Source organism: Mycobacterium sp. DL99, from assembly GCF_004762045.1.
GTDB lineage: Bacteria > Actinomycetota > Actinomycetes > Mycobacteriales > Mycobacteriaceae > Mycobacterium.
In genome coordinates this window covers 723,862-737,331 of the sequence record NZ_SJOM01000007.1, presented here as the reverse complement: position 1 = coordinate 737,331, position 13,470 = coordinate 723,862, and the positions used below count along the sequence as shown (strand labels likewise).

The 13,470-nt window shown below is 64.6% G+C and carries 12 protein-coding genes and 1 pseudogene; 9 read left to right on the top strand and 4 right to left on the bottom strand.

All coding sequences use genetic code 11. The annotated features are described in order from the left end of the window. From EYZ64_RS31955 to EYZ64_RS03670, 4 genes and pseudogenes are all read left to right on the top strand, one after another. Window positions 1–531, top strand: a pseudogene (locus tag EYZ64_RS31955) (hypothetical protein); the annotation flags it as partial. Window positions 532–905: 374 nt separating this feature from the next. After that, window positions 906–1,352, top strand: coding sequence for a hypothetical protein (locus tag EYZ64_RS03680; protein ID WP_135451907.1), 447 nt, complete (start codon window positions 906–908; stop codon window positions 1,350–1,352). Between the two features lie 119 nt (window positions 1,353–1,471). Next, window positions 1,472–1,642, top strand: coding sequence for a helix-turn-helix domain-containing protein (locus tag EYZ64_RS03675; RefSeq protein WP_135451906.1), 171 nt, complete (start codon window positions 1,472–1,474; stop codon window positions 1,640–1,642). A gap of 108 nt (window positions 1,643–1,750) precedes the next feature. Further along, a complete protein-coding gene (locus tag EYZ64_RS03670) occupies window positions 1,751–2,374 on the top strand; it encodes a maleylpyruvate isomerase family mycothiol-dependent enzyme (RefSeq protein WP_135451905.1) in 624 nt (207 codons plus the stop codon). Here EYZ64_RS03670 and EYZ64_RS03665 read toward each other — a convergent pair. The 3 genes from EYZ64_RS03665 to EYZ64_RS03655 all read right to left on the bottom strand — a co-directional run bounded on the left by EYZ64_RS03665 (window position 2,371) and on the right by EYZ64_RS03655 (window position 5,881). Next, complete coding sequence (locus tag EYZ64_RS03665; RefSeq protein WP_135451904.1) at window positions 2,371–4,194, bottom strand: ABC transporter ATP-binding protein; 1,824 nt, start codon at window positions 4,192–4,194, stop codon at window positions 2,371–2,373. The two genes, EYZ64_RS03670 and EYZ64_RS03665, sit on opposite strands and share 4 nt — an antisense overlap. Before the next feature lie 37 nt (window positions 4,195–4,231). After that, window positions 4,232–5,134 (bottom strand): hypothetical protein, encoded by a 903-nt coding sequence (locus tag EYZ64_RS03660; protein WP_135459792.1) that lies wholly within the window; start codon window positions 5,132–5,134, stop codon window positions 4,232–4,234. A 63-nt stretch (window positions 5,135–5,197) separates the two neighbouring features. Next, window positions 5,198–5,881 carry a VldE C-terminal domain-containing protein gene (locus EYZ64_RS03655; RefSeq protein WP_135451903.1) on the bottom strand — a complete coding sequence of 228 codons (684 nt, stop codon included), beginning with the start codon at window positions 5,879–5,881 and terminating at the stop codon, window positions 5,198–5,200. 271 nt (window positions 5,882–6,152) lie between these two features. Between EYZ64_RS03655 and EYZ64_RS03650 the strand changes: the two genes are divergently transcribed. Then, the gene (locus tag EYZ64_RS03650) at window positions 6,153–7,007 is read left to right on the top strand and encodes a helix-turn-helix transcriptional regulator (protein ID WP_135459791.1); all 855 of its coding nucleotides are present in this window, start codon (window positions 6,153–6,155) and stop codon (window positions 7,005–7,007) included. 55 nt (window positions 7,008–7,062) lie between these two features. Continuing rightward, window positions 7,063–8,325, top strand: a complete 1,263-nt coding sequence (locus EYZ64_RS03645) for a hypothetical protein (protein WP_135451902.1) — start codon at window positions 7,063–7,065, stop codon at window positions 8,323–8,325. 50 nt (window positions 8,326–8,375) lie between these two features. Here EYZ64_RS03645 and EYZ64_RS03640 read toward each other — a convergent pair whose 3' ends face one another. Next, window positions 8,376–9,413, bottom strand: coding sequence for a helix-turn-helix domain-containing protein (locus EYZ64_RS03640; RefSeq protein ID WP_353653660.1), 1,038 nt, complete (start codon window positions 9,411–9,413; stop codon window positions 8,376–8,378). Window positions 9,414–9,446: 33 nt separating this feature from the next. Between EYZ64_RS03640 and EYZ64_RS03635 the strand changes: the two genes are divergently transcribed. The 3 genes from EYZ64_RS03635 to EYZ64_RS03625 all read left to right on the top strand — a co-directional run bounded on the left by EYZ64_RS03635 (window position 9,447) and on the right by EYZ64_RS03625 (window position 13,422). Beyond that, the gene (locus EYZ64_RS03635) at window positions 9,447–10,679 is read left to right on the top strand and encodes a hypothetical protein (RefSeq protein ID WP_135451900.1); all 1,233 of its coding nucleotides are present in this window, start codon (window positions 9,447–9,449) and stop codon (window positions 10,677–10,679) included. A gap of 98 nt (window positions 10,680–10,777) precedes the next feature. After that, on the top strand, window positions 10,778–11,638 hold the full coding sequence (locus EYZ64_RS03630) for a helix-turn-helix transcriptional regulator (protein WP_135451899.1): 861 nt from the start codon (window positions 10,778–10,780) through the stop codon (window positions 11,636–11,638). A 260-nt stretch (window positions 11,639–11,898) separates the two neighbouring features. Then, window positions 11,899–13,422 carry a hypothetical protein gene (locus tag EYZ64_RS03625; RefSeq protein ID WP_135451898.1) on the top strand — a complete coding sequence of 508 codons (1,524 nt, stop codon included), beginning with the start codon at window positions 11,899–11,901 and terminating at the stop codon, window positions 13,420–13,422. Window positions 13,423–13,470: the final 48 nt, after the last annotated feature.

Sequence of the window (13,470 nt, the reverse complement as noted above, 5' to 3'; positions counted from 1 at the left end):
GCGATCTCCCTGGTCGGCAACGGCGGTACCGGCGGGGAGGGCGGCAGAGCTCAAGGGGGTCTGGGGAAGACCGGCGGCACTGGCGGCGCCGGTGGCACCGGTGGAAAGGTGCTCGGCCAGGGCGGCACCGGCGGGCGAGGCGGCGTCGGCAGCGTTTTTGGAGCCCTCCAGGGCAAAGGCGGCACCGGCGGGCAGGGAGGTAGCAGCACCGGAATTCTCGGCACCGGCGGCACGGGAGGTGCCGGCGGCAACGGCGGTGTCGCCACCAACAGCTCCACCAGCGGCGGCGGCACCGGCGGGACTGGAGGCACCGGCGGGGCCGGCGGAATCAACGGCGGCGCGGGCGGCGCGGGCGGCTACGGCGGCAGCAGCACCGGCACCAAATCCCCCGGCAGTGGCGGCAAGGGGGGCACCGGAGGCACGGGATTCGGCGGCAGCCGCGCCGGTAGCAGCGGAAAATCCGGCGGCGCACCCAGCGATGGTAGGACCGGCGGAGCCGGAGGTGCAGGCGGCGCCGGAGGTGGACTATGACCATCCCAGCCCGCAAGCGCGGCCAAAATGGCAGTGGCCCAGCATGATCCACCACAACCAGTCATGACTTCGGCATAGGAGTCCCGAGCTAGACGAGTCGCGACGACAACGATCCGCCCCCTCCGTACTCGACGGAGGGGGCGGATTGCGGTGCAGTTCAATCTATTTGACGTGCTGTTCGCACCGCCAGCCGCCTCTACGCTGTGGTCCGATATGTCGAAATGCTCTGCAAATAAGCAAGATTCAGCCAGGCCCCTGTTAGGATCGCACCTATGTCAGAGCCAAGTGTTCAGGGAGCTCGCACACGCTCGGCCTCACACGCACCAGCGCCAGAGCCCAGTCGCGCCCCCTTCGTCGTGGCGATCGTCGCGTTGGTGGCGGCGTTAGCCGCCGCAGGGGTCTCGATATGGGCGCTGTTGGATAAGACCGAGGCATCCAAGGACGCCGCGGCGGCGACGCCGGCGCCTCCCACCTCCGAGCAGATGAGTGCCGCCCGCACGCGCACCTGCGACAACTTCAAGAAGGTCGCGTCCGGGGTCGCCATTCAGACGCACACCCAACCGGACGACAATCCCGCCTCGAGGCAGGCCGTCGCGGCGAATGCCCGGCTATCGATGCTCGGCGGTGGTACGTATCTGCTGGACAATGTCGATCCTGCGGCACCCAGCGACCTCAACCATGCGGTCAAGGAATTCGCCGGGACCCTGCAGGCGGTTGCGGTGAACGCGCTGGCCGGCATCGGCAACGACGCGCCCGACCAGGTCGGCTTGTTGCAGAACGCACAAACCGAGACCGAGCGGATCGAAGCGCTGTGCAAGTAGTCGGTGCCGCCCGTCAGAGCCGCCTGGTCGATAGCGGCAAGGTCGAATCCGACAGCTCGATTAACTCCGCTCGGTTTGACCGATGCAACAGCGTCCGGGCGACCCAGGAGGACCGTGGCATGCGTCGACAGGACCGCCGCATCGGCCGCGCCAAGACCCTGCTGCTGACGACCAGCTACACCATCACCGAGATCAGCGCGATGGTGTGCTTCGCGGCACGGAACCAGTTCACCACCGCGTTCCGGCGCCGCGCCGGTGTGTCACCCCGCGACTACCGCACATTGCCCTGACTGGAATCGACGAGCAGCAGCGCGCCAATGTCACTGACCATTCGATCGGCCGACACCGGACACGGACGCGACTACTTTGGTCAGGGAACCCTGACGATAGGAACGGCCGTGGACTCCGACACGATCTGGCGCAATGTCGATGAGCAGCGTGGACAGCTCGCCGATCTTCTCGACACCTTCCAACCCGACCAGTGGTCGACATCATCACTGTGTGCGGGCTGGACGGTGCGTGAGGTCGCGATCCACATCACGCAGTCCCACGCCAGCATCGGCGAGATGTTGCCGGCCGCGCTCAAGTCGGGCTTCCGGTTCGACGCCATGGTCCGCCGGGCAGCCCAGGACGATCCCGCCGACCCGCCTGCCATCACGGCGCGGCTGCGCGCCATGGCGGGTTCGCGGAAGCGGCCGCCGATGACCAAGGAAGTCGATCCGCTGTTGGATGTGCTGATCCATACCCAGGACATCTGCATCCCGCTGGGCATCGACCGTCCGATGCCCACCGACGCGGCCGTGGCTGTCGCGGAACGGTTGTGGCACATGAAGTTCCCGTTCGCGCCGCAGCGCGATCTACCGGGTTATCGCTTCGTGGCCACCGATGCCGATTTCACCGTCGGCCCGGAGTGGGGTGGGCGCCGCGAGGCACCGATTCGTGACATCGTGCTGATGCTCTCGCGACGACGCGATGTGCCCGACGCCGAACGCGAGGCCGACGGCGAGTCCGAAGTGGACTAGCGGCCGTTCTGCACCTCGTGCAGCCGTTTGTACAGGCCGTCCTGGCCCATCAAGGTCTGATGATCGCCGCTCTGTGAAATACGCCCGTCTTCGAGCACCAGGATCCGGTCGGCCACCGCGGCAATGAAATCCAGGTCATGGCTGACCACCACGCAGGTGCGGTCCTTGGCATAGCCACGGATCACCCCGATCATCCGGGCCCGCTCGTCGGCGTCGAGGTTCTCGGTCGGCTCGTCGAGCAGCAGTACCTCGGGCCGGCGCAACAGGCAACGCGCCAGGGCGATCAGGCGTTTCTGCCCGCCGGAGGGGATCTGGACGTCCACCACCGTGTCGTAGCCGTCGTGCATCTGGGTCGTGATGATCGAGTGGATGTGGGCTTCGGTGCAGGCTTCCTCGATGTCGGCGTCGGTGGCGTCCGGCCGCGCCAGCCGAATGTTCTCCCGGATGGTGTCCTTGGTGAAGAACGGGAACTGGGCGAGTTTGGACACCTGATCGCGCAGCGACTCTATGGTTACGGTCGAAATATCGTTGCCGTCCAACAGAATTCGTCCATATTGGGGATCCCGGAACCGCAGCAGCAGGTTGAACACCGTCGACTTGCCCGACCCGATACCGCCGACCAGTCCTACCGTCTCCCCCTCGGCGATCGAAAACGACAGCCCTTCGACGATGTTCCGACCGGGCGTGTAGGCGAAAGTCACGTCCTCGAAAACCACGTTGCCGTGCACCTCGCCCAGCGCTACGGCATCCTCGGCTTCGTGCACCGAGGGCTTCGTGTCCAACAGTTCGTAGGTGGACGTCACATTCGGCGCCAGGGCCTTGTATGTGGTGTAGGCCCCGAGAACCCGTTGTGCGGCACTGAACATCACCGGAACCACACCCGCGAAGACCAAAAGTCCTGCGAATGTCAGTCCGAAGTGTCCGCTGAGCCCGACGCCGACCAGGAGCACGACCACGGTGCTGAGCGCGACGAAGATCTGTGAGCCGTTGACGGTGGCCTGCATCCACACCACCGAGGCCGCCGATCCCTTGGCGGCCTCCTCCGAAACGGCATGAAATCGCTTGCTCCGGAGCGGTTCCGCGTTGAACGTCTGGATCTCGGCGATCCCGCTGATCGTCTGCTCGACCTCGGCGGCCATCGCCCGCTCGGCATTCATCACCCGGTGCATCACCGCCTGTACGTGGCGGCCGGCGAATCTGAGGGTGATCAGCGCCAGCGGCGTGAGTACCAGTGCGGCCACCGTCATCTGCCACGAGATGGCCAGCAGGTAGCTGATCACTACCACCAGCACTGCCGCATCGATCAGCGGCGGCAGCAGACAGTCGGTCAGAAGCCGTTGCACACCGGCAGATTCCGTCATCACCCGGTGCATCAGCTCGCCGCTGCGTGAGGCCAGAAAGAAATCCAAGGACAGCGACTGCATGTGGTCGTGGACGCGCTGGCGGATGTCCACCAGCAGCACCCGTTCGACCTTCGCGCCGATCCATGCGTTGACGAAATACATGAGCTGGGTCAGGACCAGCGATGACGCCCAGACAGCCAAAAGCACCGCGAACGGCACCGTCACGGCCAGAGAATGCAGCACCCCGTCCTGGCGGGCCACCAGCGGACCGCGCAAATCCCATACGCTGCTGAGGTTTCCGCTGTTCCCGGCGTCGGCGATGACCTGGACCATCGGCCCGAAGGCGGCCACGGTGATATAGGGCAGCGCCGAGGCGATCCCGCCGATCACCAGCAGCAGGGCCAGCACTCCCCGGACCGCGCGGAGCATGCTCAGACTGCGCCACACCATATGCAGCGACGACGCCACTGTGGCCACCGGCACCCCCTTTTCCCGCGAAGGCTATCGTGCGGGTTCAGTCGCTGTCGCGCGGAGCATCCGGCACCGTGGCGGGCGCTTCGTCGTCGAAGAACTGCCGGATCGCAGCGAACCCCCCGTGCCGGTATGCCTCGTAGGCCCAGATCGCGGCGATGATCGGCAGCGGCCCGAACGCCACCCACCACCGCGCCGACGGTGGGACCAGCTCGGCGATCACCTGGGCGCTGGACTGATCGTCGACGACGGCAGGCAACCATTCGTGCAGCAGGATGGTCAGCATCCGCGTCGCCTCGAACGGTCCGGCGATGGTGGCCAGCACCCAACTCAGGCACGCGATGATCAGCGCCCACGGCCAGGCCAACAGCAGCGACTGGTCATCGACGATGTCGGCGGCCGAGCGGATCGATTCGGCGATGAAGGAGAACCCGAGCGCCACCAGCAGTACGCCGATCTGCGCGGCCAGCAGGTCGTCGAGCACCGAGTTGGCCAACTCGTCGCCGCTGCGCGTCGGCAGGCCGAACGCCAGCGACAGCAGGCCGGCCAGCAGGGCCAGCAGCATCAGCGCCGACGTGGAGTCGTCGATGCGCATGAATGAGTCGGTCAGGATGCGCATCACCAGGCGCGACGAGGATGACGGCCGGGTGCGGTACAGGATCATCACCACCAGCCCGGAGATGACGATCGAGATCAGCCAGGCGACCACGGCCGCGCAGATGATGACGAGCGCCAGGGATCCGATGACCGGGACCAGTTGCTCGTTCGCGGTTTCCCCGTTGCGGACCACGAGCAGGGGTACCAAACCGATGGCCACCACGCCCAGGGCGCGCACCAGGATCGGCAGGGTGAATCCGGCGATGTCACCGGCATCGAGGTCAGGATCGGTGCGGCGGATCGAGGCGATCTCGGCGCTCATCACCGATCGCGCCCGGCGGAACGACATTCTGCGCGCCACGAGGGGAATCTAAACGGCGCAGCGCTCCCTGACCTTGGGGACACGCCACGCTCAGCGCAGGTAGAGCTCGCCGCCGCTCGGGTAGCCACCACCCTTGGTGGTGAGGTGGACGTGGTCGTAGTGGCCGTAGCCGCCGGCCTTCGCCCCGCCGTCGGGCGTGTAATAGGTGCCCCGCCAGATGGCGTCCTGCAGGGCGAACCGGTCGGCGTTCTTCAGGGCGTAGGCGACGATCCGGTTGCCGAGCTCGATGCCGTGGGCGCTGCTCGGGTTGGGGATCATCACGTCGAGTGCGAGGCCGTTGGGGTGCCAGCGCAGCGCGTCCGGCCGGACGCCGCCGATGTCGCGGATCTCGGGGAAGTCGGCGCTGACGCTGCGCGACGCGAGGATGGTTTTGACCTGCAGGCCGCGCTCCGGGGCGTCGCCGACGGGCAGCAGCTGCGGGATGTTGATGACGCGCCAGCGAGAGGCCGCCGCGGGCGGTGCCTGCTCCGCGCTCAGGCCCACGGTCTGGGCGACAACCGTCGATGTGGACGCCGACGGCGCGGTCACGATCTCCATGCAGCACGGCGGCTCCTGGGCCGGCGCGGGTGCCGCGACAGGTTTGGCGGCGTCGGAAAAGGGGGATGAAGGAGCATCACTGCCGCCGGCGAAGAACCCAACGACCGGCGCGATGATCGCAGCAGCTACAGCCGGCAGTTTGCGCTGACTGGGGCTGGCTAATACGTGTCGGCCCACACGGGCACCATACGGGTACTTATCCGGCGTTGCAGCAACCGCTCCCCTGTTCTGAGAGTTTCCTCAGAAACCTGTCAAGGACATTTGCGGCGTGTTTACGCAGGTCAAAGGTCACGAATTGGTCACGGGCACGCGGACCTTTTTAAGGACCGCCATCACGTGGTGGCAGGTATTTCAATGCAAAAACAACCTCGTCCCTGCCTCCCGGTCGTTACGCTCCTGTCCAGATTTACGGAGCCGCAAATCGCCCAGGAGGTTGTCTCGTGTGGCGATGAAGCCCTGGAATGACGACCGGCCGCTCACCCGACGCGTGGTGTTGGGCGAGACGGCCGTGGCCACCCGCGGCCTTTCCCTGCGATTCGCCACCGAGCAGATCGACACCACGACCGATTGGTGCTGTTTCGACGACTCCCGTCACCTGGTCTTCGTGCACCGCGCCGGACGTCTGCGCTCGATGGAGACCGATCTGGACTGGGGCCCATCGGGCCGGGCGCTGCCGAGCGTGGGCGACGTGTGGGTGGTGCCGGCCGGGGACAAGTGTGCGTCGCTGGTCGAAGGGGACACCGCGGGGTACTGCGAGATCGCCATCCCGGATCACCTGCTCGGCGAGACGACGTTGATTCCCCGGGTCAAGCACCACGACCCGCTGATTCATCAGATGGTGGAGCGCATCCACGACGTCGCCGATCGCACTGACGCGGTCGCGCGTCTGCTCACGGAGTCGATCGGTGAAACCCTGCGACTGCTGATCACCGACAACTACACGGAGTCCGTCCAGCGCCGGACCGAGCGCAAGGCCGACGTCCTGGATTCAGCCACCCGTTCGATGCTCATCGCGTTCCTCGAAGACAGCATGGATTCCGAGATCACTCTGGAAACACTTGCGCGGCAGGCGAAAATGTCGGTGGGCGGCTTCATCAAGGCATTCCGGGCAGCGTTTCACACCACGCCGTACCAGTTCCTGCTGGAACGACGGATCGAACGCGCCAAATCCCTGTTGCGGAACACATCGCATACGGTCACCGAAGTCAGTGCGATGGTGGGGTTCTCGACGCCGAATCATTTCGCGACCGCGTTCCGGCGCCGCGTCGGGGTCTCGCCGAGCACCTACCGCGACCGTCGCTGAGAGCACGGCAGTCGGCCGATCTACGTCAATATTTCGAACGTGCAAAAGAATGCGAATGTCGTTCGGCGACTTTCCAGATACCTTCGCGCGGTCAGCAGTAGCTGACATCCCCGCTGTTGCGAAGGAGACCTTCTTGAACCTCGCTTTACGGCCGTATATGACGGCCGGTGTCGCCTTGGTCGGCGCCGGCGTCATCGCAGTCACCCCGGTGGCCGCGCCCCCGCCTGAGATGCAATCCCACTCGATACAACTCAGCGCGGCGATCGATGACCCCATCGGGGTATTCTCCCCGGTATTCACCCAGGCAAGCACCGTGATTCAGAATGCGATCCAGGCCGAGATAGACGATCCGTTCCCCATCATCGTCGGGCTGGCCGGCAAGCTCGCCGCGGACGGCAAAACGCTTGGTGACATCGCCAGTACACTCGGCCAGTCCTACGCCGGGCTGGTGGCCGGCCTCCCGGGGGCATTGACCACCTACGCGCAGAAACTGGCGGCCGGCGATTTCACCGGGGCGATCGGTGCGTTCATGCCTATCGCCATGGGACCGTTCATGACCACGTTCATGCAGCTTATGAACTTCCAGAGCTTCGTGAAGACCCAGTTCGATGTCGCGAGGGATTTGACCGGTGCCGCGATCCTGTCCGCATGGTCCCTCGGCCCGGGCCAGCTGCTGTCGATCTACGGCGTTATCGGCGCGGTAACGAACACTCTCGGCGAGTTCGTAAAGGCAGTGCCCACAGGCGATCCCGGCAAGATCGTCAACGTCATCCAGCACGGTGCCGCGAATGTCGCAACCGCGGTCCTCGGCGCTGCCGACTTGTGGAGGTGGTCCCTCGACGACACCCGTCAAAAGTTCCGCGACATCCTGAACCCGCCGCCGCCTGACCCCGAAGAGCTCACCACCTCGGTCACCTCGAAGGTGACGGCGCTGTCACTGCCCGCTGCCGAGGCTCCGGTAATCGAGGCGCCTGTCACAGAACACGTAAGCGAAACCACAAGCGGCACAACAGTGAGCGACGCGGCAGCGTCATCGGCGACAGACGCAACTGAAGCAGGTCCCGCCGCGGCCGCCTCGGATACTTCAGTGGAAACAGTCAGACCCGCCGTGCGCGAGAGCCTCGTCGCCGAGCCCGGGAAGCCCGGGATAACGAGCACGACCAAGAAATCCGCCACTAAGTTCGTCTCGGAGGTACGCGACGGAATCTCCACCACAGTCAACAAGATTGGCGACGACGTGAAGAAGGCACTCGCCAAGCCTGAGAAAAAGTCAACGAGTGCTTCAGCCCATGCCGACAAGGCGGGCGACGCCGGCTGACACCGACGCGCCGGCCCCTCCTCGGCGAGGGGTCGGCGCACGTCAGGCGATCACGAACGCTGACGGTAACCACTCGGCGAGATTCCCACACGCCGCCGGAACGCGTTCGCGAAGTGGCTGGGCGTGGAAAAGCCCACCGAAGACGCGATTTCCGCGACGGTCTGCGAGGTGGTCAGCAGTGATGTCTTCGCGCGCTCGATCCGCAGGTCCAACAGGAACTGGTAGGGCGTGGTGTGAAACGCGCGGCGGAAAGCACCGATGAATCCCTGAACAGGCATCCCGGTCAGCTGCGCCAGAGCGTCCAGATGGATCTCCGAATCCAGGCCGTCGCTGAGGTACTCCACGAGCATCGCGCGCGTGGCGGTGTCGAAGGCCCGGTGTTCGCGCGCCTTCGGCGGGGCCTCGGCATACTTGTCCCTGATCAGCAGGCGCATGGTCTCGGCGACGGAGTCGGTGAGCAACCGCGCGATCGCATCATCCCGATCGGCGACGGTGTAGATCTCCTCGACCAGGTGCTGCATCAGCAGATCCCGGTACTTGATGCGTGGCAGCAACGCGGTGTCGCCGATCACCCGACGCGGGATCGCGATCTCGCAGTATCCCGCGACGTCGCCCTGAACCAACGCCGCGCATGGAATACCGGCAGGCTTCCACCACACGTCCCCCGATGTCGGCGGCACCTGCCCGGACGGCCCCCAATCGAGCGCGGTCTGCATCGAATGCATTGCCCCGCCCCGATATACGTACACCAGATGATGGGTGTCACTGAAGCTGCACCAATCCGTGGGCTCCGTTATCCGCTCAGTCCCGAACGTAAACGACAGGCCCCGAGCCGCGACATCCTTCTGCTCCAGCACAACGCGCGGAGTCAGCGGCCGACCACCATCCCACGGCTTCAATCCCATGCGAAAACCCCCAGGCACAACCATCTCGATCGGCGCCAGGCTACGCCCCAAACCGCCACAAACAGACCGTTTCCCCCGACCCACCACATCTCGACACCGCTTGACCGGAATATTGTGCAAGGCAAACAGAATGTGAATGCGCTCCTGCGGTTCAGTCCGTATTTTTCGGCCCGTCAGTGACAACTGATGCCCTCATCTGAACCGAAGGAGACCGAGTTGAGTCTCGCTCTACGGCCCTACGTAACCGCCGGCGTCGCCCTCGTCGGCGCCAGCGTCATCGCCGTAACACCCCTCGCCCCACCGCCGACCGACGTCCACCTGCCCACACTGCCGTCGCATGCGGCAGTTGAACTGTCGGCGTTCACCAACCCTCTCGACACCTGGGCCTCGGTACTGACAGCGACCCTCACCGATGTCGGAGCACTCGGCCAGGCGATCGCCGACAACCCGGCGCCGATCCTGCGCCAGGTGATCGCCAATCAGCTGGCGAATGCCACCAAGCTGGCCGGTATCGGGCAGACGGTGGCCACCGCCATCGGGGGCCTGCTGAACCCCAGTAATCCATACAGTTCGGTCAGCTTGCTACAGACGGCAGTCAGCCAGGTGGCGGCTGGCAACATCGCGGACGCGATCGACAGCGTGTACAGCGCACTCATCGTGTACCCCGCCTTCAACCTCGGGTTCCCTCTGCTCGGTGCTTATGACGTGGTCAACGCGACGATGACCAACGTGCAGAAGTTTGTCGCATCGCTACCGAACCTGGTTGCCATGGCGGGAATGAACCTCGCCTTCGGCACCTTGGGGAGTATCAAAGGGGCGCTTCAGGACAGCGCTCAAGGGTTTGTCGATGCGGTCAAGACCGGTGATGTCGAAACGGCAGTAAGTATTGCGCTCAACGCACCTGCCGTTCTCGCCGGGGCGGCGCTGAACGGATACGCCCCGTTCAATCACAGCGGACTGCTCGGCGTGGATGGCCCGATCAGAGCCTTTGTGGACTGGCAAGAGCGTGCCGCCGAAGCAATCGGGAAGCCGGTGCCGCCACCTACCTTCCCCGAGGCGTCGGCGCCTATTTCGGCGGTTCCAGATGCTGCTGCGACATCGACGGTGACACTGTCAATAGATCGGGCACCTACGGCACCGGAGACCGATGCGACTTCTGTGGACTCGCCTGTGACGGAAGGCGTTACGCCCAAACCTGCCAAGCAGGCAACAGCTTCACTCGTCCGCCAGAGCTTGGTCGCAACCCCCGGCAAGTCCGGGCCTCTCGGCGCCACGAGCAAGCCGGCCGAAAAGGTGGCCTCGGATGTCCGCGACGGAATCTCGGCCACCGTCAACAAGATTGGTGAAAGCGTCAAGAAGGCCTTCGCCAAGCCAGAGAAGAAGTCGACGAGCGCGTCGAGCGGTGCCGACAAGGGAGCCGGTTCCCGCAGTTCGGGGGATGCCAAGTAGCACCGGCGCAGTCGACCTGGCCGCGATCGTCACTCGATCGCGGCCAGGCCGTAGCCGGGCAGGTTGAATCAGCCGTTGATTACTCAGGGAGTTCGCGTGTGGCACTGAATCCGTGGAACAACGATCGGCCCCAGACGAAACGTATCGTGTTGGGCGAGAGACACATCGAGGCCCGCGGCATGTCCATGAGGTTCGCGACTGAGCAGATCCACACCGCTGCCGAATGGCGCTGCCTAGACGAAGCCCGCCATCTGCTGTTCCTGCACCGTGCCGGGAAACTGCGATCCATGGAGACCGACTTGGATTGGGGCCCCTCGGGCCGGGTCCTGCCTAGGGTCGGCGACATCTGGGTGGTGCCGGCCGGCGACAAATGCGCGTCCCTGATCGAAGGCGACACCGTCGAATACTGCGAGATCGCCATCCCCGATCAAGCGCTTGACACACCGACGCTGGTTCCTCGCATCAAACACCGCAATCCACTGATCCATCAGATGGTGGAGCGCATCTACGCCGTCGCCGACCGCGATGACACAGCCACCCGACTCCTCACCGACTCGCTGGCCGAAACCCTGCGATTGGTGATCGCCAAAACCTGCGCGGTGAACCCGCCTCCCCAGGCCGCACGCCGATCCGGCACCCTGGACGCGGCCACCCGCGCAATGGTCATCGAGTCTCTGGAAGACAGCATCGACTCGGCGATAAGCCTCGAAACCCTTGCACGGCAGGCCGACATGTCGGTACCCGGTTTCATCACGGCATTCCGCGCCGCGTTCCACACCACCCCGTATCAATACCTGCTCGACCTACGGTTCGAACGCGCCAAGTCACTGCTCCGCAAGTCTTCGAGAACGGTCGCTGAAATCAGTGCGATGGTGGGCTTCTCGCGGCCGAGCCACTTCTCCACTGCCTTCCGGCGCCGCGTCGGGGTGTCACCACGGGTCTACCGGGACCACACCTGAGCCCACTGCGGTCACGGATGTCCATCAAGGTGCTGGCGCCAATTTTGATGCCACCAAATAGTTAGCCGAGATCTGAGAAGAAACGCTTGCCCATGAGTGCCTGAAGCGGGCTATTTGGCCAGAGTCGCCCCATCACCACACCGCTTGACCGGAATATTGCGCAAGGCAAACAGAATGTGAATGCGCTCCTGCGGTTCAGTCCGTATTTTTCGGCCCGTCAGTGACAACTGATGCCCTCATCTGAACCGAAGGAGACCGAGTTGAACCTCGCTCTACGGCCCTACGTAACCGCCGGCGTCGCCCTCGTCGGCGCCAGCGTCATCGCCGTCACACCCCTCGCACCACCGGCGAATACCGAATATCTGGACGCACGTCTGTCCTCGGCAGTACAAAACCTGTCCACACCAGATTCCGTGGCACCCCAGGATGCCGCCTGGGCGCCCGGGACGATGAACGCCTTCGTCCAACTGGTCGAGAAATCTTTTGCGACCAGCAGTCCCGCGGCAGTCCTAGAACAATTCACCCGCACCCAGGCTCGTACGGAAACACTTCGGGATTCGTTGGCCAATGCCCTGGCAGTGGCGTCCCCCCAGGCAGCAGGCGCCACGACCGCGGCATTCCCCAACCCGCTCGAGCAATGGTCCGGGATCGTTACCGAAGCGATCACCAACCTCACTCTGATTGGGCAGCTGATCGCGAGCAACCCAGCACCCATCCTCCAACAGATTGTCCAGAATCAGCTCGGCTATGGAGGGACCTACTTAGCAGCGCTTGAAACCGTTGGCAAGAATGCCATCACGCTATTCACGCCCGGTGCACCCGGCGGCGTGTTCACCAATCTGCAGCGGATGGCTGAGCAATTCGCGGCCGGGAACATCCAGGCTGGATTCAGCACCATCCAGAGCACGATGATGAGCCTGGTTTACCAGCTTGGCATTCCCATGCTGCCGACCCTGCAGATACCGATTTCGATGGCCAGGAATTTCGCGAATGTCGTGGAGCAACTGCCTACTTTTGCGGTCACCGCGGGTCTGGGCGCGGTCTCACTCATAGGCACCACCATCGCCACAATGGGACAATCCGGACAAGCAATCGCGGACGCGGTCAAGGCGGGCGACCCGGTCGCAGCCGTCGGAGCATTGATCAGCACTCCCGGGAACATCACCCAAACACTCGTAAACGGATGGATGGGCTTCGGTGGAGGGCTCATCGGCCCGAACGGGCTTGTGACCAATCTGCTGAAGTTCCGGGACACCGTCGCCGGTGCGCTCGGAGCCAACGGAGCCGAGGCAGCTCCCGCAGCACAGCAACTTCTGAGTAACGTCGGAAAGGTCGTCGCCACGGGAACGGCCCCAGCGCTCGCCAAGGCGCTCGCCCCTAAGACAACGGTGGCCGTTTCAGCCGATCCGGCAGGAGACCGGCCCGTGACAGCGGGTGCGATCGAGTCTGACACCGCAATCACCGACAACACCTCAACACCAGAATCGCAGCTTGTCGAGCACGCAAAGGCAATCGGAACGCCCAGCGTCACCTCGGCGGAGACGACAAAACCCGCTGTCCGGGATAGCCTCGTCGCCGTGCCAGGCAAGACTGGCACCACTCCCGCGGCGAACAAGCCCGCCGCAAGAGTGGCCTCGGATGTCCGCGACGGAATCTCGGCCACCGTCAACAAGATCGGTGAAGGAGTCAAGAAGGCATTCGCCAAGCCTGAGAAGAAGTCGACGAGCACGTCCGCCGGTACCGACAAGGGCGCCGGCGCCGGAAACTCGGGGGATACCAAGTAGCACAGACACAATCGGCCCTCGCCTGGCGGCCGGGCGAGGGCCGATTGC